17 protein-coding genes and 1 pseudogene are annotated in these 18,139 nt (G+C 66.2%); 11 read left to right on the forward strand and 7 right to left on the reverse strand.

The features are described from left to right. The first annotated feature begins 16 nt into the window (after positions 1-16). The gene (locus tag AB0J47_RS38390) at positions 17-2,077 is read left to right on the forward strand and encodes a glycosyltransferase family 39 protein (protein ID WP_364358271.1); all 2,061 of its coding nucleotides are present in this window, start codon (positions 17-19) and stop codon (positions 2,075-2,077) included. Positions 2,078-2,215: 138 nt separating this feature from the next. Further along, on the forward strand, positions 2,216-2,674 hold the full coding sequence (locus AB0J47_RS38395; RefSeq protein ID WP_364358274.1) for a MarR family transcriptional regulator: 459 nt from the start codon (positions 2,216-2,218) through the stop codon (positions 2,672-2,674). Here AB0J47_RS38395 and AB0J47_RS38400 read toward each other — a convergent pair whose 3' ends face one another. Next, on the reverse strand, positions 2,675-4,207 hold the full coding sequence (locus AB0J47_RS38400; RefSeq protein ID WP_364358277.1) for an AMP-binding protein: 1,533 nt from the start codon (positions 4,205-4,207) through the stop codon (positions 2,675-2,677). It lies immediately after the preceding gene. Positions 4,208-4,354: 147 nt separating this feature from the next. Here AB0J47_RS38400 and AB0J47_RS38405 point away from each other — a divergent pair, with 147 nt between their 5' ends. Continuing rightward, a complete protein-coding gene (locus AB0J47_RS38405) occupies positions 4,355-5,071 on the forward strand; it encodes an enoyl-CoA hydratase/isomerase family protein (RefSeq protein ID WP_364358280.1) in 717 nt (238 codons plus the stop codon). A gap of 5 nt (positions 5,072-5,076) precedes the next feature. On the opposite strand, the gene AB0J47_RS38410 is transcribed toward AB0J47_RS38405, so the two are convergent. Further along, the gene (locus tag AB0J47_RS38410; RefSeq protein ID WP_364358283.1) at positions 5,077-5,991 is read right to left on the reverse strand and encodes an LLM class F420-dependent oxidoreductase; all 915 of its coding nucleotides are present in this window, start codon (positions 5,989-5,991) and stop codon (positions 5,077-5,079) included. Between the two features lie 214 nt (positions 5,992-6,205). On the opposite strand from AB0J47_RS38410, the gene AB0J47_RS38415 reads away from it, so the two are divergent. Further along, positions 6,206-6,913 carry a 3'(2'),5'-bisphosphate nucleotidase CysQ gene (locus AB0J47_RS38415; RefSeq protein ID WP_364358319.1) on the forward strand — a complete coding sequence of 236 codons (708 nt, stop codon included), beginning with the start codon at positions 6,206-6,208 and terminating at the stop codon, positions 6,911-6,913. A gap of 38 nt (positions 6,914-6,951) precedes the next feature. Beyond that, positions 6,952-8,895 carry a nitrate- and nitrite sensing domain-containing protein gene (locus AB0J47_RS38420; RefSeq protein WP_364358286.1) on the forward strand — a complete coding sequence of 648 codons (1,944 nt, stop codon included), beginning with the start codon at positions 6,952-6,954 and terminating at the stop codon, positions 8,893-8,895. 7 nt (positions 8,896-8,902) lie between these two features. Here AB0J47_RS38420 and AB0J47_RS38425 read toward each other — a convergent pair whose 3' ends face one another. Genes AB0J47_RS38425 through AB0J47_RS38440 form a run of 4 tightly spaced genes read right to left on the reverse strand, consistent with a single transcriptional unit; the run spans position 8,903 to position 11,250 of the window. After that, positions 8,903-9,112, reverse strand: a complete 210-nt coding sequence (locus tag AB0J47_RS38425) for a hypothetical protein (protein ID WP_364358289.1) — start codon at positions 9,110-9,112, stop codon at positions 8,903-8,905. Between the two features lie 10 nt (positions 9,113-9,122). Next, positions 9,123-10,007 carry an NAD(P)-dependent oxidoreductase gene (locus tag AB0J47_RS38430; protein ID WP_364358292.1) on the reverse strand — a complete coding sequence of 295 codons (885 nt, stop codon included), beginning with the start codon at positions 10,005-10,007 and terminating at the stop codon, positions 9,123-9,125. After that, positions 10,000-10,395 (reverse strand): 4-carboxymuconolactone decarboxylase, encoded by a 396-nt coding sequence (gene pcaC / locus AB0J47_RS38435; RefSeq protein WP_364358295.1) that lies wholly within the window; start codon positions 10,393-10,395, stop codon positions 10,000-10,002. The genes AB0J47_RS38430 and pcaC overlap by 8 nt, the downstream gene beginning before the upstream one ends. Before the next feature lie 21 nt (positions 10,396-10,416). Continuing rightward, positions 10,417-11,250: an NAD(P)-dependent oxidoreductase gene (locus AB0J47_RS38440; RefSeq protein WP_364358298.1), complete on the reverse strand. Its 834-nt coding sequence runs from the start codon at positions 11,248-11,250 to the stop codon at positions 10,417-10,419. 88 nt (positions 11,251-11,338) lie between these two features. On the opposite strand from AB0J47_RS38440, the gene AB0J47_RS38445 reads away from it, so the two are divergent. From AB0J47_RS38445 to AB0J47_RS38465, 5 genes and pseudogenes are all read left to right on the forward strand, one after another. Continuing rightward, positions 11,339-12,916: a methylmalonyl-CoA mutase family protein gene (locus AB0J47_RS38445; protein WP_364358301.1), complete on the forward strand. Its 1,578-nt coding sequence runs from the start codon at positions 11,339-11,341 to the stop codon at positions 12,914-12,916. Further along, positions 12,916-13,293 (forward strand): annotated as a pseudogene (locus tag AB0J47_RS38450) (cobalamin B12-binding domain-containing protein); the annotation flags it as partial. The gene AB0J47_RS38445 and the pseudogene AB0J47_RS38450, both read left to right, overlap by 1 nt. Before the next feature lie 157 nt (positions 13,294-13,450). Beyond that, positions 13,451-14,407 (forward strand): LLM class F420-dependent oxidoreductase, encoded by a 957-nt coding sequence (locus AB0J47_RS38455; RefSeq protein WP_364358304.1) that lies wholly within the window; start codon positions 13,451-13,453, stop codon positions 14,405-14,407. A 168-nt stretch (positions 14,408-14,575) separates the two neighbouring features. Beyond that, entirely contained in the window at positions 14,576-15,622 is a 1,047-nt protein-coding gene (locus tag AB0J47_RS38460) for a CoA transferase (RefSeq protein ID WP_364358322.1), read from the forward strand. Positions 15,623-15,819: 197 nt separating this feature from the next. Next, complete coding sequence (locus tag AB0J47_RS38465) at positions 15,820-16,251, forward strand: group 1 truncated hemoglobin (protein ID WP_364358307.1); 432 nt, start codon at positions 15,820-15,822, stop codon at positions 16,249-16,251. 311 nt (positions 16,252-16,562) lie between these two features. Here AB0J47_RS38465 and AB0J47_RS38470 read toward each other — a convergent pair whose 3' ends face one another. Continuing rightward, entirely contained in the window at positions 16,563-17,513 is a 951-nt protein-coding gene (locus tag AB0J47_RS38470) for a sigma-70 family RNA polymerase sigma factor (protein ID WP_364358310.1), read from the reverse strand. A 122-nt stretch (positions 17,514-17,635) separates the two neighbouring features. Here AB0J47_RS38470 and AB0J47_RS38475 point away from each other — a divergent pair, with 122 nt between their 5' ends. After that, on the forward strand, positions 17,636-18,034 hold the full coding sequence (locus AB0J47_RS38475; protein WP_364358313.1) for an SgcJ/EcaC family oxidoreductase: 399 nt from the start codon (positions 17,636-17,638) through the stop codon (positions 18,032-18,034). Positions 18,035-18,139: the final 105 nt, after the last annotated feature.

The raw sequence follows: 18,139 nt of genomic DNA on the forward strand, positions 1-18,139 counted from the left end.
ACGAGAGGGACTGGATATGACCATGACCGAAGCGCGGCCCGTGCGGTACGCCGAACCGGCGGGTCCGCGGCACGCGGGCGCGCACCAGAAACGAGCGACTCGATGGCTGTTCGGCCCGCCCGAGCAACCACGCTGGGCGCGCCCCGGATTGTGGACCCTGCTGGCGGCCACCGCCGTGCTCTACCTGTGGGGACTGAGTAAATCCGGTTGGGCCAACGACTTCTACGCGGCCGCGGTCCAGGCGGGCACGCAGAGCTGGAAGGCGCTGCTGTTCGGTTCGCTGGATTCGGGCAACGCCATTACCGTCGACAAACCACCCGCATCGCTGTGGGTAATGGGCTTGTCCGGCAGGCTGCTCGGCTTCAGCTCGTTCTCTATGCTGCTGCCCCAGGCGCTGATGGGAGTGGCATCGGTCGGCTTGGTGTATGCCGCGGTGCGCCGCTGGAGCGGCCCGGCCGCCGGATTGCTGGCGGGTACGGCGCTCGCCGTGACTCCCGTTGCGGCACTGATGTTCCGGTTCAACAACCCGGACGCACTGCTGGTGCTGCTGCTCGTCGCCGCGGCGTACTGCACGGTCCGCGCCACCGAGCGGGGCAGTGGACGCTGGCTCGTATTGGCCGGTGTGGCAGTGGGATTCGGCTTCCTCACCAAGATGATGCAGGCCTTCCTGGTGCTGCCCGCGTTCGGGCTGGTGTTCCTGGTCGCCGCGCCGATCGGCTTCTGGCGTCGCGTCGCCAAGCTGCTCGCGGCCTTTGTCGCAATGGTGATTTCGGGCGGCTGGTTCGTCGCCCTGGTCAGCCTGTGGCCCGCTGACTCGCGTCCATACATCGGCGGCTCGACCGGCAACAGCCTGCTCGACCTCGCGCTCGGCTACAACGGTCTCGGCCGCGTCCTCGGCGGCGAGGGCAATGGTGGTGGCGGCGGTGGCGGTGGCAACACCGGCTTCGGCGGCAGCACCGGGATCACCCGCTTGTTCGGCGATTCGATGGGCACCGAAATCTCCTGGCTGCTGCCCGCGGCCTTGATCGGTCTGGTGGCTGGTCTGTGGTTCACCCGGCGCACACCGCGAACCGGACGCACCCGCGCGGGCCTGATCCTGTGGGGCGGTTGGCTGCTCGTCACCGGCGTCGTATTCAGCTATATGCAGGGCACCATGCACCCGTACTACACCGTCGCCCTCGCCCCGGCGATCGCGGCGCTGATCGGTATCGCGGTGGTCGAGTTGTGGCGCGGCCGCCAATTCGTCACGGCGCGTATCGCACTCGCGGCCATGTCCGCCTCGACCGGTATCTGGAACTTCATCCTGCTCGACCGCACACCCGACTGGTACCCGGCACTGCGCTGGCTCGTGCTGATCGGTTCGATCGTCGTCGCGGCCATTGTCGCGGTCGGCGCACACCAACTCGGCAGGTTCACCGCCGTCGTCGCCACTGCTGGGCTGCTGTTCGGCCTCGCGGGGACCACCGCGTACACGATCGAGACCGCGGCGACCGCCCACTCCGGCTCCATTCCGACCTCCGGCCCGGCCGTCGCGGGCAAGGGTATGGGTATGGGTATGGGCGGACCAGGTGGCGCCGTCCCCGATGGTTTCGGCGAATCAGGAACCGGCGCACCGTCATTCGACGGCGCGGCACCCGGACAAGCGGGTACCGAACAGGCCGGTACGGAACAGGCGGGGACCGACGCGACCGCCAACCGTGACGGCGGCGGCGGACCGGGCGGCTCGAATTCGTCGAACGCCGAACTGCAACAGTTGGTGCGCAATACCGACACCCGTTGGGCCGCAGCGACAGTGGGCTCAGGCTCGGCGAGCGGACTCGAATTGTCGACCGGCGCTTCGATTATGGCGATCGGCGGTTTCACCGGCAGCGACAATTCGCCGACGCTGGCGCAATTCCAGCAGTACGTCGCCAATGGCGATGTCGCCTACTTCATCGCGGGCGGCGGCATGGGCGGTGGCCCCGGCGGGGGATCCAATAGCAGCGGAAGCGAAATCACTGCATGGGTCAAGGCGCACTACACGGCCATCACGGTCGGCGGCAGCACCGTCTACGACCTGAGCCAGCCCATAGCCTGACCCTTCCCAACCGCCTTTCGGCTGAAAACATCGTGTATGATACACGTCACGTGTAATATGCACATTTGAGGGTGTAGTGCACGTCCTGTGTGATACACATGCGTCATTGGTGACGCGCGCATCGGCAGAAGGGTCGGGATGGATAAGCCCACGCATTTGATCGAATTCGAGACCATGCTGCTCGGCCGGTACAGCCTGGCGTCTCGGCGTGGCGCCAATCGCATGGACCGCAGCGCGTACACCCTGCTCAATCGACTGCACGGCGAAGGCCCGATGTCCATCGGGCAGCTCAGCGAAGCGCTGGGGTTGGAGGCATCCACCCTGCGTCGGCAAACCGCCGCGATGATGCGCGCGGGCCTGATCGAACGGATCCCGGATCCCGAGGGCGGCATGGCTCGACTGTTCCGCATTACCCCGGAGGGAAGTCGCCAGCTCGACTCCGACCGCACCAAGAGCGTCCGCGATCTGGACAACATCATGGCCGACTGGACGCCCGACGATGTCGCCGCCTTCGCCGCCTACCTCGAACGTTTCAACACCGATATCGAGCGCTACCACGGCCGTCCATGGCCGCGGCATTCCACCATCAGCCATTGATCACGCCGCACGCAGACTCTGTCGGATCCGGTACTTCTGCACCTTGCCGCTCGGCGTGCGCGGAAAGTCCTCGACCACGACTAGCTCCTCTGGCCATTTCTGCTTGGTCAGCCCCGCCTCGGCGAAATGCGCCTGCAGATCCGCCAGCGTCGGGGCATCCGAACCCGGGTGTAGTCGCACCACCGCGGCCACATGCTCGCCGAGCCGAGCATCGGGTGCTGCGACGGCGACCGCTTCGGCGACCGCCGACATGGTCAGCAGGACCTCTTCTACCTCGAGCGCGCTGATGTTCTCGCCGCCGCGGATGATCAGGTCGGAGGTGCGGTCGGTAATAGTGAGGAATCCGTCCTCGTCGAGCACGCCGATATCGCCGGTGTGATACCAGCCCTCGTCGTCGAAAACCTTCGCGGTGAGCGCCTCATCGGTGTAGCCGAGACACAGATCCGGTCCGCGGCTGAGGATTTCGCCGTCTTCGGTGAGCCGGATCTCGATGCCGGGCTGCGGATCGCCGTCGGTATAGAGCCGCTTGGGCTCCGGTGCGGTGCAGTTGGAGGCGGTGATCGAGGGGTGTTCGGTGCTGCCGTAGGAGCGGTAGACGATGAGGCCGAGTTCGGTCAGCCGCTCGGTGACCGAACTCGGCACCGATGCGCCGCCCATGCCCGCGTACTTCATGTGCAGCAGATGTTCGGCGGTGAAGGCGGGATGGTCGACCAGGCTGGTCAGGTAGTAGGGCACGCCACCCGCGACGGTGATGCCGTAGGTGGTCATGAGGGTCAGGATCTGTTCCGGATTCCAGGTGTCGACCAGGTTGACCGCGATGCCGTCGCGGATCGGGATGAGGAAGGCATTGAGCATGCCGATGAAATGGCCGACCGGCGCGGCGGTGATCTGCGGACCGAGGTCGGCCGGGTAGTGCTCGGCCAGTTGGCGGGTCTCGCAGCCGAGGGTTTGATGGCTGTGGATCACGCCCTTCGGCGCGCGGGTAGTGCCCGAGGTGAAGGCGATCAGCGCCGGATTGGCCGGGTCGACCTCGACGACTCCGCTGAACGGCTCCGCATCGAGCAGATCGTCGAAGGTGTGTCCGACAACCCCGACGATCGGCACCTCCGCGTATACGGCCGGGTCGTAGTCGATCGAACCGAATCGGTCGGTCGTGACGAAGACGCGTGGACGCACCGCACCCAGGATGTAGCCGACTTCTCGGGGGCCGTAGATATGCACGATGGGTACCACGATCGCGCCGAGAAAGGTTGCGGCCCAGAAGGTTGCGGCCGCCTCCATCCAATTGGGCAGCTGGAAGGCCACTACATCACCGGGACCGACACCCCGCTTGTGTAAGCCCCTGGCCAGTCGGCGGGCGACCAGCTCGACATCACGGAAGGTTCCGGTGTAGGGCCGGACCGGCGAATGCACGCGGAACCTGGCGTCGGGGGCGGCGGCCAGACCGCGCGCCAGCAGGTCGCCGAGCGAATCGCGGGTCCACCAGCCTTCGGCTTCGTACCGTTTGACCAGTTCGGCGGGGATTGTGCGCATATGGACTCCAAGTACCCGGCGCGCGGGCACAAGTCGGCCACACCCGCGGCGCTGTCGGGTGGTTACGGGATGGGTGTCGGGGGCTGCCGCTCTGAATATACTATTCTCCAGAAAGTAGAATGCCAATATCTTGATCGGAGAACTGACATGGTGGAGCTCGAGCTGAGTGACGGGCTTGCGGTCGTCACCATCGATCGCCCGCAGGCGCGCAATGCCATCGCGCCGGAGACGATGGATCAGCTCGAGAAGGCACTCGATGCGGCCGAAGGAGCCCGCGCGCTGGTCATTCGTGGCGCCGGGGACAAGGCCTTCGTCTCGGGTGGAGATCTCAAGCAACTCAGCGCGATTCGCACTCTCGAGGCCGCCGAGGAGATGGCATGGCGGATGCGTGGCATCTGCGATCGGCTCGCTGCCTTTCCCGCCCCGGTGATCGCGGCGTTGAACGGTCACGCCTTCGGTGGTGGCGCCGAAGTCGCGGTCGCCGCGGATATTCGGGTCGCCGCCGACGACATCAAGATCGCGTTCAACCAGGTCGCGTTGGCGATCATGCCCGCCTGGGGCGGTGCAGAGCGGCTCAGCGCATTGGTCGGTCGAAGCCGAGCGCTGCTGCTCGCGGGCTCGGGGACCGTACTCGACGCCGCCGAGGCCGAACGCGTCGGCTTGGTGGACCGGATACTGCCTCGCGCGTCGTTCGAGGAGGGTTGGCTGGCGCTGGCTCGGTCGCTGGCCAACCCATCCTCGGGCGAGATCAAGCGGGTGCTCTCCGGGGTATCCGCAGCGGAGGCGGTGAATGCCTTTGCGCACCTGTGGGTTTCGGACGAGCACTGGACGGCGGCGGATAAGGTGCTGAACCGGCCGCGCTGATCGGCTCAGGAGCCGGGCGCGTTGGTATATGTCGCGCCGAATTCCGCAATGAAGTCGAAGGTCGCGGCGGCCTCGCGCGTGTGACAGGAGACGACGATCCAGTCGACACCGGCCTTGGCCAATGTCGCGAAGGCCGCGCGGTGCCGGTCGGCATCGACCGCCGGGGTGCTGATGCTCGCGTCCGGGTAGGAGTAGACCAGATCGATGTGCTCGGTCCGGTCCGCGTCCTGGGCCGCCGATCGCACCTCGGCCATCTTGGCGGCGAGCTGGTCGAGTGTGCCGAGTTCCGGTGTGCGCGCGGTGGTGCTCAGCTCCGCGCCGCCGGTCATCGGGATCCAGCCCTGGGCGCGCGTCGCGACCCGGCGGCGGCTCAGCTTCGAGTTGCCGCCGATCCAGATCGGGATCGGCTTCTGCACCGGCCGCGGCCGGGCGATCACATCGCGGGCGCTGAAGTGGCGACCCTGATAGCTGAACGGTTCGCCGCTCCAATGCAGTGGCAGCACGTCCAGCGCCTCGTCGAACAGTGCGTTGCGCTCATCGAAATCGACTCCGAGAGCGTGGAATTCGCTCTTCTGATAACCCGTGCCCAGACCGACGATCGCGCGGCCGCCCGACAGTTTGTCCAGCGTCGCCGCCGCTTTCGCCAGCAGGAAAGGATTGCGGTAGGGCAGGACCGCGAGATAGGTGATCAGTCGGAGGCGTTCGGTCACACCGGCGACATAGCCGAGTGCGACGAACGGATCGAGCGTCTGGTGTCCGCCGGAAGCCAACCATCGGGCGCCGGGAACCGGGTGCTCGCTCAGTGACAGTCCATCGAATCCGGACCGTTCGGCCGCGATCGCCACATCGCGCAGTGCGCCGACGTCGAGCATGTCACCGTCGTAGCCGGTGGTCTCGGGATAGTGCAGGATGAATCGCATCGGTGGGTGGTCCTCCCTGTGCTCTGCGTGCTCGACCGGTGTCGAGGCGTGCGAGTGCTCGTGACCGGAAAGGGCCTCCGCAGGATAAGAATCACCTTTCCGGTAAATGAGAACCGTACTCTCGAGAAATGTCGACCGGCAAGGGGCCGATAAGGTCATCGAGCGCCTGCGAAAGCGGGCGTACTCGATCCTGCCATCGGACAGTAGGGAAGTAATGGACGATCACACCCTGGCAGCGGCGCTGGCCGAGGAAGCAGGCGAACTCCTGCTCGATATCCGCTCCGAAGGCGGGGCGGTCGGCGACCGGAAGTCCAATATCCTGCTGCTGGATCGGCTGCGGGAGGCGCGTCCCGAGGACATCGTGCTGTCGGAGGAAAGTCCGGACGACCGGAGTCGCATCGGACGGTCCCGGGTGTGGATCGTCGACCCGCTCGACGGCACACGGGAATACGGCGAACCACCGCGTGCGGACTGGGCCGTGCATGTCGCCCTCGCGGTCGACGGCCGAGCGGTGGTCGGGGCGGTGGCACTGCCCGCTGCGGGACTGGTCTTACACACCGGGCAACCACCCGCGTTGCTGCCACCGCAATCCGGTCCCATCCGGGTGGCCGTGTCGCGGAGTCGGCTCTCCGAGGAGGTCGCGCAACTGATGACCAGGTTGTCGGCGACGCCGGTCCCGATGGGGTCGGCCGGCGCCAAGGCGATGGCAGTCGTGCGCGGGACCGCGGATGTCTACGCCCACTCGGGCGGTCAATACGAATGGGATTCGTGCGCCCCGGTCGCCGTCGCAGCTGCGGCTGGGCTGCACGTCTCGCGTCTCGATGGGACCCCGCTGCGCTACAACCGCCCCGACCCCTACCTGCCTGATCTGCTCATCTGTCGTCCGGAACTACGTGACACCGTGCTGGCCGCCCTGCACTAGAGAATGTAATTCTCGGATATGTAAGTTATATTATCGCGGTGTTGAAGGCTCGGTTCCGCGGGATCCGGACAAGAATCCTTGTCATTGCGCTGGTACCCAGCCTGCTGCTGATCTGCATTGGTGTGGGTACCTCGGTCTATCTGTTCAATGACGCGCGGCACGCCGAGGGCTTCGCGCGCACACTGGACACTCACCTCACCCCGACGCGCGAATTGGTCCTCGCCGTGCAACAGGAGCGACTGCTGTCGGTGTCCCAGTTGGCGGGTGCGGTCGTCGATCCCGGTGCACTGGTCGCTGCCCGGATGCGGTTCGATGCCGCGCTGAATTCGCTGGCGGCGGCCGAAGCCGAATTCCAACGCGTGGGCGGCAGCGCGATGGGGAACGTCGTGGCGGCCTTCGAAGAGTTGAAGACTCGGTTACCGGAGCTGCGCAGTGCGATCGATGCCGGTCGGCTACCGGTCGCCGACGCCTACGACTTCTACTGCCGACTATTGGACGGCATGGACGAGGGGTCGGCAACGATCGGACAGTTCGCTCCGGATGCGGCCACCGGCTCCGAACTCACCCGCAATCTGGGGCTGTTGCACGTGGTCGAATCCATGTCGCGCGCCAGCGCGCTGACCGCCGCGGCCGTCCGCCCGCAGGGCCTGCCGCCCAACCTGTCCGCCGAATACCGCAACCTGGTCAGCTATTACCACGTCGAGATCGCGCGATTGGCTACCGAACTCGATGCCGCCAACGCGCAGCGCGTCGCCGATGTCACCGCTTCCCTCGCCTGGCAGCAGGTCAGCGCGATGGAAAACGCCATTGTCGAGGTGCGGCCCGCAAGTGCACCGCAATTGCCGATGAGCGTCGCGCAGTGGCGCGCGGCGGCGGACGAGGTGAACCAGCAGTTGGTGACACTGTGGGTCGGGCACGCCAAGCAGAGCCAACGGCACGCCGCCGATGCGGGTGCCCGGCACGGGCGCGACTCGTTGCTGGCCGCGAGTGTCGTGAGTACGGTCGCTGTGCTGGCGTTCCTGTTGTCGCTGTGGCTGGCCAATCAGCTGATCGGACGCTTGAAACGCTTGCGCTCGGAAACGCTTGCGGTGGCGGAGGTTCGGTTGCCGGAGACAATGCGACGCCTGACCGAAGGGGTGCGCATCGATCCGAAAACCGAAGCCGCACAGCTGGATTTCGGTACCGACGAGATAGGTCAGGTCGCACAGGCATTCAATCGGGCGCACGGCGCTGCGGTCGCGGTCGCGGTCACCGAGGCGAATACTCGCGAGGGTGTGCGCGCGGTATTCAGCAATATCGCCCATCGCAGCCAGATCGTCGTGCACCGACAGTTGGAGATTCTCGACGCGGCCGAACGGCGACAGGAGGATCCAGCGCTGCTGGAAACACTGTTCCAGCTCGACCATCTCGCCACCCGAGGGCGTCGCAATGCCGAGAATCTCATTATCCTCGGCGGCGGCCGCCCGGGTCGACAGTGGCGACGTCCGGTTGCGCTCCGGGATCTCGTCCGCGGTGCGATCGCGGAAACCGTTCAATACACGCGGGTGTACACCAATGCCGGACTGCCGTCGGTATTCGTCAACGGCGCGGTGGTCGCCGACCTCATCCACCTACTGGCCGAACTGGTCGACAATGCGACGGCGTTCTCGCCGCCGCAGTCGCGCGTGGATGTCAGCGGCAATCTGATCGGCACCGGCGTTGTCGTGATGATCAGTGATCAGGGCATGGGCATGTCGGATTCGGAACTCGAACGCGCCAACGAAATGCTGTCCGACCCACCGGATTTCAGCGTCGCGACACTGTCGGCGGATGCCCGGCTCGGGCTGTTCGTGGTGGCTCGGTTGGGTATTCTGCACGGTATTTCGGTGTGCCTGACCGAATCCGACTACGGCGGAGTTCGGGCCGATGTCGTGATCCCGACGGCGGTGCTGGCCGCGGAGAATGCGGCCATTGCTCCACCGACCGCTGTGCAATCGTGGTGAATTCGATTCAATCGGACCGGGCGTCGGTCATCGTGGTCAGCGCCACCGGGCCGCTCCACCCGCACGGCTGCCCGCAGGTGGCGACTAGTTGCGATTCGGTGGCGCCGTCGGCGAAGGTCTGAGTCATCGCCGCGGCGCTGGCGGGATAACCGCAGCGCGGGCATTTGCCGAAGTAGTGCGGCACCTCGACGACCGAGAATCGGATGGGCGTATTCATGGTGTGGGCCTTAATGTTGCGTGGACCGCGCGTCCGCCCAGCGCGCGATATCGGTTTGGTCGGCGCTCGGCCCCAGATCGGCCGCGGCGCGTGCCCACAGCTCGACGGCGCGCTCGCCGAGTGCGGCCGGTATGCCGAGCGAGGCCGCCAGATCAGTGGCGATGCGCATGTCCTTGAGCATTAGTCCGAGCGCGAAACCGGAATCGAAAGTTTCCGGCAGAATCGCCTGCGGGAACTTGAGTTCGGTTGCGGCACTGCGGCCGCTTGCGGAATTGATGGTCTCGATGATCACGGCGGGGTCCAGGCCGAAACGACGTCCGGCCGCGACACCTTCGGCGGCGGCGAGCAGGTTGACCGCGGCGAGCAGATTGTTGATCGCCTTAACGGCGTGACCGGCTCCCGATGCACCGATGTGCCTTATCTTGCCCAGCGGTGCCAGCACCGAATCAATTTGGGCAACAGTGTCTTCCCGGCCCCCGACCATGATCGTCAGAGTACCGTCGGTAGCCCCGCGCACGCCGCCGGACACCGGTGCGTCGACCAACATGATTTGGCGCTCGGCCAGCCCCGCCGCCAGTCGTTGCGTCGACTCCGGTTCGGAGGAGCTCATATCGATCACGATCGTGTCCGGCCCCAGAGCGGCCAGCACTTGCTCGTCACCGAGTACGGATTCGACGACGGCGGAACTGGGCAGCATCAGAATCAGGTGAGTGGCTCCGGCGGCGGCCGCGGCAGCGCTGGTCGCGACCCGACCGCCGATGGCGACCAGGGCTTCGCGGGCGGTCTCGGACGGGTCGAATCCGACGACATCGAAACCCGCTGCTACCAATCGCCGCGACATTCGCGCGCCCATGGTGCCGAGACCGAGGAAGGCGATGTGTTCACGTTCAGGCATCAGCGTGCTCCTGCAGGATAGGTCCGGCGATTCGGAACGCTTCGACTCCGGCGGGGACACCGGCGTAGATCGTCGCGTGCAGCAGCACCTCCCGGATCTCCTCCGGGGTGACGCCATTGGTCAACGCTGCCCGCACATGCGTAGCGAATTCCGTGGACCGGTTGAGCGCGGTCAGCATTGCCAGGGTGATCATCGACCGGTTGCGGCGGTCCAGGCCGGGGCGGGTCCATACTGCGCCCCAACAGTATTCGGTGATCAGATCCTGCAGTGGCTCGGAGAAGTCGGTCGCGGCGGCCAACGCCCGGTCGACGTATTCAGCGCCGACGACCTCGCGGCGGACCTGTAGTCCGCTCTCGTAGCGCGTGCGTTGGTCGGGATCGATTGTCATATCCGGCAATCCTTTCGGTGATCAGTCGAGGAACAGGTCCGGTGTCGGGTGCGCGCCGCCGCCGTAGCGGGACAGGTCCTCGACGCCGCCGAATCGGGCCAAGGCCTCGGCGTCGATGAAGCAGTTGCCGGTGATCTCCCGTGCGGGCTGGGACACGATCTCGATCGCGGCATCGGCCATGATCTGCGGACTGCGCGCGGCCGCGAGTTGATTCGTGCCGTCGTCGAGGTTGGCCACGGCGGAGGTGGCGATGAAGGTCTCGGGCCACAGGCAGTTGAATGCGATTGCGGCCTTGGCGTATTCGACGGCCCAGCCCTGCGACAGCAGCGTCATTCCGTACTTCGACAGCGTGTAGACCGGGTGCGCGCCGAGCCAGCGCGGATTCATGTTCACCGGTGGCGCGATGGTCAGCACGTGCGGGTTTGCCGAATTGCGTAGGTGCCGCACGCAGGACTGGGTCAGCAGGAAGGCGCCGCGGATATTGATGTCCATCATCAGATCGAACTTCTTGGGCGACAACCGCTCGGTCGGCTCGGTCGCGATGGCGCTGGCGTTGTTGACGCAGATATCGATGCCGCCGAAGCGTTCCAGCGCGGTGCCCACCACCCGCTGCACATCCTCCTCGCGGCGCACATCACCCACCACGGCGGCCGCCTTGCCGCCCGCGGCCTCGATTTCGGCGGCCGCGGTGTAGACGGTGCCGGGCAGCCGTGGATGCGGTTCGGCCGTCTTGGCCAGCAGCACCACGTTGGCGCCGCGTCGGGCGGCGGCGACCGCGATGGCCAGTCCGATACCGCGGCTGGCGCCGGAGATCACCATCGTGCGGTCGGTCAACGGTCGGTGCTGATCGGGCATCGTGCTCCTCGGGAAAACGGGGCTGTGAGAACTCACTCGCTTCAGATGGTATTGGCATTCTCTTTTTTGGCAAGTAGCGTATTCACTGATGAACGACCAAGTGCAGACCTCGTCCGGTATCCCGCTCGAGCCGGTCTACGGACCGGACGACCGGCGTGCCGATCCGCCCCGGCCGGGCGCATATCCCTTCACGCGTGGCAACTTCGCCTCCGGCTACCGGGGTCGGTTGTGGACGTTCCGGCAGTACTCGGGCTTCGGCACAGCGGAGGAATCCAATCGGCGCTATCGGTATCTGCTCGACCAGGGCGGCACCGGACTGTCGGTGGCGTTGGATCTGCCGACTCAGTGCGGCTACGACTCCGACGATCCGGAGGTGAGCGAGGAGGTCGGTCGGGTCGGCGTCGCCGTGGACACCCTCGCCGACGCCGAGGTGCTCTTCGACGGCATCCCGCTGGACAAGATCAGCACCAGCTTCACCATCAACGGGACCGCGGCGATCCTGTTGGCGTTCTATGTGGCGGCCGCGGAGAAAAAAGGGGTGTCGCGGGAAAAGCTCACGGGCACCATCCAGAACGACATCCTCAAGGAGTACGCCTCGCGTGGCACCTGGATCTGGCCGCCGGAGCCGTCGCTGCGTTTGATCGCCGACACCATCGAGTTCTGCGCGGCCGAGGTGCCGCGGTTCAACGCGATCTCGGTGGCGGGCGCGCACTTTCGCGACGCCGGGGCGACCGCGGTGCAGGAGATGGCCTTCACCCTCGCCGACGGCGTGACCTACTGCGACACCGTGGTGGAACGCGGCCGGATGACGATCGATCAATTCGCGCCGCAGATCTCGTTCTTCTTCTACACTCACGGCGACTTTTTCGAGGAGATCGCGAAATACCGTGCGGGTCGGCGTCGTTGGGCCACCCTGGTGCGCGAGCGATACGGCGCGAGCACGGATAAGGCGTCGATGTTCCGGTTCGGCTGTGTCGCCGGCGGCGCGTCGCTGTATGCGCCGCAGGCCCAGAACAATCTGGTGCGGGTCGCCTACGAGTCGATGGCCTCGGTACTCGGCGGGGTGCAGTCGATGTTCACCGCTGCGTGGGACGAGCCGTTTGCGCTGCCCAGTGAGGAGTCGGCGACGCTCGCTTTGCGCACCCAGCAGATCCTCGCCTACGAGACCGGTGTGACGCGGGTGGCCGATCCGCTCGGCGGCTCCTACTTCGTCGAGGCGCTCACCGACGCCACCGAGGCCCGCATCGTCGAGATCATGGCCGATCTGGAGCAGCACGGTGGCATGGTGCGCTGCATCGAAGACGGATATCTGCAGGGGCTGATCGCCGACGAGGCCTATCGGCTGCATCAGGAGGTGGAGTCGGGCTCGCGTCCGGTGGTCGGGGTGAACCGATTCGTCTCCGACGAGCCCGCACCCGATATCGGCACCTACGAACTCGACGCCAAGGGACGGGAATTGCAGCTCGAGCGCCTGGCCGGGGTGAAGGCCGAACGAGATCCCGCTGCGGTGCGTGCCTGTCTCACCGCTTTGTCGCATGCCGCTGAAGGAGACGGAAACCTGATGCACAATCTGATCGACTGCGCCAACGCGTACTGCACCGTCGGCGAGATGACCGCCGCACTGAAGTCGGTATGGGGCGAGTTCCAGCAGCCGGTGGTGTTCTGATGCCCGCACGCGTACTCGTCGCCAAGCCGGGGTTGGACGGGCACGACCGCGGCGCCAAGATCGTCGCCCGCACCCTGCGCGACGCCGGGTTCGAGGTCATTTACACCGGCATCCGCCAGCGTGTGGAGGACATCGTGTCGATCGCGTTGCAGGAAGACGTCGCCGTAGTCGGTTTGAGCATCCTGTCCGGCGCGCATGTGTCGATGACGACGCGCGTCGTGGACGCGCTGCGGGCCGGCGGCGCGGGGGATATCGCGGTGGTGGTCGGCGGCACCATCCCGCAGGCGGATGTGCCGCGTCTGCTGGAAGCCGGCGCGGCCGCGGTCTTTCCGACCGGTACCGCGCTGGAGACGCTGGTCACCGAGATCCGCGCGCTGTGCTTACCCACCCCGTCGGCTCCGCCGACTGCCGTCCCCGAGTGCTTACCCACCCCGTCGGCTCCGCCGACTGCCGTCCCCGAGACCGAAACCTCGACGCCGTCGTGATCCTGAGCGGCCGCAGTCATCTGAAAGAGCTTGGAAACTGGAGGAATTCATGCGAATCGGAGTGATGATCGGGCCGGAGAAGGGGGACTCCGCGCGCAAGCTCGCCAGGATGCTCGACGATATCGAATGGGCCGAAACCGCGGGCCTGGACACCGCCTGGATTCCGCAGATACCCACCGATTTCGATGCACTGATCACCATCGCGCTGATGGGTATGAAAACCACCCGCATCGAATTGGGCACCGCGGTAGTGCCATTGCAGGCGCAGCACCCGATCGCCCTTGCCCGCCAGGCACTTTCGACGCAAGCCGCTGCTGGGGGGCGGCTCGCACTAGGTGTCGGTCCCTCGCATCACTGGATCGTGCAGGACATGCTCGGGCTGCCCTATACGAAACCGGCGGCCTACACCCGCGACTATCTGGACGTGCTGAATGCGGGTCTGCGCGGGCCCGGCCAAGTCGATATCGAAAACGACAGCTTCACCGTGCACAATCCGCTCGACCTGGGCCCGGTCGCGCCGGTGCCGGTGCTGATCGCCGCACTAGGGCCGGTCATGTTGCGCATCGCCGGGGAACAGGCCGACGGCACTATTCTGTGGATGGCCGACGAGCGCGCGGTGGCCGACCATGTCGTCCCGAAGATCACCAAGGCCGCCGCCGACGCCGGGCGGCTCGCACCGCGCATCGTCGCCGGGCTGCCGGTGTGCCTGTGTGCGCCGTCGGAAATCGACGAGGCCAAGGCGCGGGCCAACCGGATTCTCGGCGAGGCAGAGGTCTCGCCCAACTACCAGCGGCTGCTCGAACAGGGTTCGGCGCGCGATATCGGTGACATCTGCGTCGCGGGCGACGAACAGGCGATCGCGGCGGGACTGCGGCGCTTCGCCGACGCCGGTGCCACGGACCTGTCGGTGCGGCTGCTGCCCATCGGCGACACCCGCGACGAACTCATCGCCTCCAAGCGCAGAACTCGGGAGATGATCGCCGAACTGGCGAAGGAACTGCGGTGAGCGAGCGTCGGCGAGTGAACCATCGACACAGCGCGCAATGGCGCACGACGGAGCCGAGCGTCAGCGAGGTGCAGTCGTGAGCGAGCGTCAGCGAGTGAACCATCGACACAGCGCGCAATGGCGCACGACGGAGCCGAGCGTCAGCGAGGCGCAGTCGTGAGCCAACCGGTGCCCGGCGCGGCGGCGGGGCCGCTGGCGGGGATCCGGATACTCGAGGTGGGCACCATGCTCGCCGGTCCCTACGCCACCATGATGCTCGCCGATCTCGGTGCCGAGGTGACCAAGATCGAACCGCCGAACGGGGAGATTTCGCGACAGGTCGGCGACTCCTATTTCGCGAGCCTCAACCGCGGCAAGCGCAGTATTCGACTCGAATTGGCCAGCTCCGCCGGACAGCGCCGACTGGCCGAACTCGTCGCGCAATCCCATGCGCTGCTGGTGAATTTGAAGCCGTCGGCGATCCGTCGCCTCGGCCTGACCTACGAGTCCCTGCGGCAGTTCAACGACCGGATCGTCTGCGTGGCGATCACGGGCTTCGGCTTGGACGGCGGTGAGGATCCCGCCTTCGATTATGTGATCCAGGCGGCCGTCGGCATCGCCGCGATGACGGGCGATCCGCAGGGGCCGCCCACATTGCCCGGCTATTCCTCGGCCGACAACTCGACCGGCCTCACCGCCGCGCTCGGCCTGCTCGCCCAGATTGTCTCCGGCCGCGGTGGGCAGGTCGACGTCTCGCTGTACGAGGTGATGCTCTCGCAGCTGAACTACCATGCGTCGGCCTATCTCAACGACGGCAAACAACCGCAACGCCGAAACTTCGGCGCACATTCGTATTACGTTCCAGCACAGCTCTTTCCAACCGCCGACGGTCATCTGGCGCTGTTCATCACCCACGATGGTTTCTGGAAGGTCTTCGCCGCCGAGGCCGGTGTCGACGGGTTCGAGACAATGGCCGAGCGGGCCGCGCATCGCGACGACGTGCTCGCCGCGGTGACCGCCGCCCTTGCCACCGATACCGCATTCGGCTGGGAATCTCGCCTGCGGCCGCTCGGTATTCCAGCGGCCGCGGTGCGCACCCTGCCCGAGGCACTGGCCGCCTCCCCTGAAACCATCGTCACCGTCGGCGATTACCGGCTGATCGGCAGTCCGATCCGGATCGCCGGATACCGGCCGCGATACGGCCCGCCGCCGGTGCTCGGCGAGCACGAAATGTAGGCGTGCCGCTGGGCTGGCGGTGCCTGAGCGGGCACGCAAAGTCTGTCCTGTTTTCGCGGGACGAGTCGGTTTCGAAATATTGCTCACCGGTGGTGGCAGCCAGTTGTGAGTTCCAGGAAATATGCTGGCCACGAAGGGAAAACGGGCTGCGACAGCCGACTAACGGAACGGAAACCGACCGGTGCTGTTCTGAATGCATGGAAATCATGTCATGGTTCAAGTCCAAGTCCGGCGCGGCCACGATCGCCGAGCCCGGCACAATCTACGAGCAGATCGGGGGGCAGGAGGCACTCGAGGCGGTAGTCGAGGACTTCTACGTCCGCGTCCTCGCCGACGACCAGCTGGCGCCATTCTTCACCGGTACGAACATGTCTCGGTTGAAGGGACGGCAGGTCGAGTTCTTCTCCGCTGCGCTCGGCGGCCCCGGCCCGTACACCGGTGCCCCGATGAAGCAGGTCCATCAGGGCCGTGGCATCACGATGCACCATTTCACCCTTGTGGCAGGCCATCTGACCGATGCGCTGACCGTCGCCGGGGTGCCGACGGCGCTGGTGGAACAGATCATCGGGGCTATTGCCCCGCTGGCCGACGACATCGCGTCCGGCTCGGCCTCCGAGTCACCGCGCTGACCCTGCCTCCGTTGGCCACCGCCTACGCTCGGCGACCATGAGGTGTAGGCGCAATGCCCGTACCTGGCCGGGAACACTTCGACTCCGTCGCCGCCGAACTCAACATCCCGCAACCCAAAACGCTCAGGTCTTGTCCTGCGCGAACCAGCAGCGGCGCTTTCGTCATTCCGGGGCCGTCTGCATCGTTCGTCGAGTGCTACCCCGATCAACTTCCGTACATACTCACCGATAACAGACTGTCCAGCAAGGCTCCTGCTATCCCGCGCGGCTGCGCGATGGCCGCGGCCGGGTCCGATCGAACCGACTGAGGCTCAGGGCAATCGCGGTGGCAGGGCAAAGAGCTGAAATACCTCCTCGACCTGGTAGGCGACCATGTGCGTGATGCGGTCGCCGTCAATGGTGAAGACCTGCAAGGTGTGCAGCATGTAGCCTCCGTCGGCATCGCGGACGTAGGCCGCCAATGCGGGTCCGCCGTTGGCCCCGACCGGCACCAATTGCCAATCGGTGCCGCGGGTGTCGAAGACGCGGGCCATGAACCCGACGTAACCCTCCCGGCCGAGGTACCAATTGAGCATGGGCGGCATTTCCATGATCACGTCGTCGGCCAGCAGTTTCTCCAGCGCGGCCAGGTCGGCGTTCCGGAAGGCGGTGACGTAGCTGTCCAGCACGGCCCGCTGCTGCGCGCTCTCGGTGACCTCGTCCTCTCGTATTCCATTCTGGTTCAGCGCCTTACGTGCCCGCTGCAACGCGCTGTTGACCGCCGCCGGTGTCATATCCAGCGCCAGCGCCACCTGCGCGGCGGGCCAGTCTAGTACCTCGCGTAGCACCAGTACCGCCCGCTGGCGCGCGGGCAAATGCTGCATGGCCGCAACCAGCGCCAGTCGCAGACTGTCTTGCGCCAGTACGGCTTCCGATGGATCGGCCAGCATGGAGTCCGGAATCGGTTGCAGCCAAGGGATTTCTCCGCCGTGGACCAATGCCTCGCGTGGATCGTCGCCGGGTGCGTTGCCCAGACCGGAGGGCATCGGTCTGCGCCCGCGCTGCTCCAGCGCGGTCAGGCAGGCATTGGTGGCGATCCGGTACAGCCAGGTCCGCATTCCGGCCCGGTTCTCGTCATAGCTGTCGCGCGCCCGCCAGGCTCGCAACAGCGTCTCCTGCACCAGGTCCTCGGCGTCTTGCACCGACCCGAGCATGCGATAGCAATGTGCGAGCAACTCCCGCCGATACCGGTCGGTGCTCGCCGCGAAATCCACGTCCGCCATGCCCTCAGCTCCTCGAAAACGCCCCCATCGAACTTTTCTACACCGCGAGCGATGAATCGGGCACGGTCCGCCGGTAGGTACTCGTGAGCCGCTCACCGCGGCCGTGACCTCAGGAGGAAATCATGACCGACACCGCAATGCGCACCGACCGCGAGGCCGTCCTCGACGTACTGAACAATCTCTACCGCGCCTGGGCCGCCAACGACGCCGACGCCTTCGTCGCCGACTACGACCCCGACGCCACGTCCATCCTCCGCGGCGTCTTCAACTCCGGTCGTGCGGCCGTCCGAGACCGGATGGCCGCAGGTTTCGAAGGCCCGCTGCGCGGCTCGAAAACCCTGGACGAACCCCAACTCGTCCGTTTCCCTACCCCCGACACCGCCATCGTCGTCAGCCGCAGCGCGGTCGTGATGGCAGGCGAAACCGAGCCCCCTGCCGACCGCTGGGTGATGGCCACCTGGACCCTGATCCGCCGAAACAACCGCTGGCTCCTCACTGCGTACCACAACTGCCCGGCCTAGTACTGCAACAGGTGCGCCCAGAGATCAGGAGGTGATCGTTTTGCGGTCATGACCTGTGTCGGAAGCTCGTCGTCGCCTGCCGGTGTGAGTCCGGTCCGGGTAGCT

It is taken from the genome of Nocardia sp. NPDC049737 (genome assembly GCF_040674755.1).
Taxonomy (GTDB): Bacteria; Actinomycetota; Actinomycetes; order Mycobacteriales; family Mycobacteriaceae; genus Nocardia.

Coding starts and splice junctions, on each gene's coding strand:
- AB0J47_RS38390 (WP_364358271.1), top strand. CDS start 17: ATGACCATGACCGAAGCGCGGCCCGTGCGGTACGCCGAACCGGCGGGT.
- AB0J47_RS38395 (WP_364358274.1), top strand. CDS start 2,216: ATGGATAAGCCCACGCATTTGATCGAATTCGAGACCATGCTGCTCGGC.
- AB0J47_RS38400 (WP_364358277.1), bottom strand. CDS start 4,207: ATGCGCACAATCCCCGCCGAACTGGTCAAACGGTACGAAGCCGAAGGC.
- AB0J47_RS38405 (WP_364358280.1), top strand. CDS start 4,355: ATGGTGGAGCTCGAGCTGAGTGACGGGCTTGCGGTCGTCACCATCGAT.
- AB0J47_RS38410 (WP_364358283.1), bottom strand. CDS start 5,991: ATGCGATTCATCCTGCACTATCCCGAGACCACCGGCTACGACGGTGAC.
- AB0J47_RS38415 (WP_364358319.1), top strand. CDS start 6,206: ATGGACGATCACACCCTGGCAGCGGCGCTGGCCGAGGAAGCAGGCGAA.
- AB0J47_RS38425 (WP_364358289.1), bottom strand. CDS start 9,112: ATGAATACGCCCATCCGATTCTCGGTCGTCGAGGTGCCGCACTACTTC.
- AB0J47_RS38430 (WP_364358292.1), bottom strand. CDS start 10,007: ATGCCTGAACGTGAACACATCGCCTTCCTCGGTCTCGGCACCATGGGC.
- pcaC (WP_364358295.1), bottom strand. CDS start 10,395: ATGACAATCGATCCCGACCAACGCACGCGCTACGAGAGCGGACTACAG.
- AB0J47_RS38440 (WP_364358298.1), bottom strand. CDS start 11,250: ATGCCCGATCAGCACCGACCGTTGACCGACCGCACGATGGTGATCTCC.
- AB0J47_RS38445 (WP_364358301.1), top strand. CDS start 11,339: ATGAACGACCAAGTGCAGACCTCGTCCGGTATCCCGCTCGAGCCGGTC.
- AB0J47_RS38455 (WP_364358304.1), top strand. CDS start 13,451: ATGCGAATCGGAGTGATGATCGGGCCGGAGAAGGGGGACTCCGCGCGC.
- AB0J47_RS38465 (WP_364358307.1), top strand. CDS start 15,820: ATGGAAATCATGTCATGGTTCAAGTCCAAGTCCGGCGCGGCCACGATC.
- AB0J47_RS38470 (WP_364358310.1), bottom strand. CDS start 17,513: ATGGCGGACGTGGATTTCGCGGCGAGCACCGACCGGTATCGGCGGGAG.
- AB0J47_RS38475 (WP_364358313.1), top strand. CDS start 17,636: ATGACCGACACCGCAATGCGCACCGACCGCGAGGCCGTCCTCGACGTA.